The sequence below is a fragment of the Puniceibacterium confluentis genome, from assembly GCF_007923445.1.
In the GTDB taxonomy this organism is placed as follows: domain Bacteria; phylum Pseudomonadota; class Alphaproteobacteria; order Rhodobacterales; family Rhodobacteraceae; genus Puniceibacterium; species Puniceibacterium confluentis.
In genome coordinates, this window is record NZ_VOJI01000103.1 from 1 (window position 1) to 638 (window position 638).

1 protein-coding gene is annotated in these 638 nt (G+C 48.3%); it reads left to right on the plus strand.

Annotated features, from left to right (window positions below; all coding sequences use genetic code 11):
- Nucleotides 1-192: 192 nt before the first annotated feature.
- Nucleotides 193-638 (plus strand): ABC transporter permease (locus FOY53_RS22705; RefSeq protein WP_186766740.1); only part of this gene is annotated, 446 nt, incomplete at its 3' end.

The window sequence follows — 638 nt, forward strand, 5'->3', positions numbered from 1 at the left end:
CAGAATACAGAGGTTCTGATTCTTCAGATGTTATGTTAAACAAAATAGTTCTGATCATCTGTTAAGCACTTGGAAATGACCATTGTAAGTCTATTATATGTCTCAATAATAAGCAAGACCATCAATACCAATATCAAGTCGGCTGCAGAAGCCCTGGCTAATTTGCCAACACCACAAGACGATTAACGAATTATGAACATAACGAATCTATTTAAAGTAAGCCTCAAGGCTGTAGCCAACAATAAGATGCGCAGCTTCCTCTCCATGCTGGGTATCATCATCGGCGTGGCAGCGGTCATCATCATGATGGCCATCGGACAAGGCTCGAAGGAGAGCATCCGCAAGGAGCTTTCCACCATGGGTACCAACCTGCTGACCATCCGTCCAGGGGCCGACATGCGAGGCGGTGTGCGTCAGGATCCGTCGGCCATGCAGACACTGAAGATTGCCGACTATGAGCGCATCCTTCGTGAAAAGCGCTTTGTGACGAAAGTGTCGCCAGAGGTCACCGCCTCAGGTCAGGCCATCTACGGTAATAACAACACCACGGCTTCAATGTACGGTGAGTCCATCGAATATCTCGATATCAAGCAGTGGCCGGTGGAAGAAGGTGAGTGCTTCACAGGAGGACATCAAGA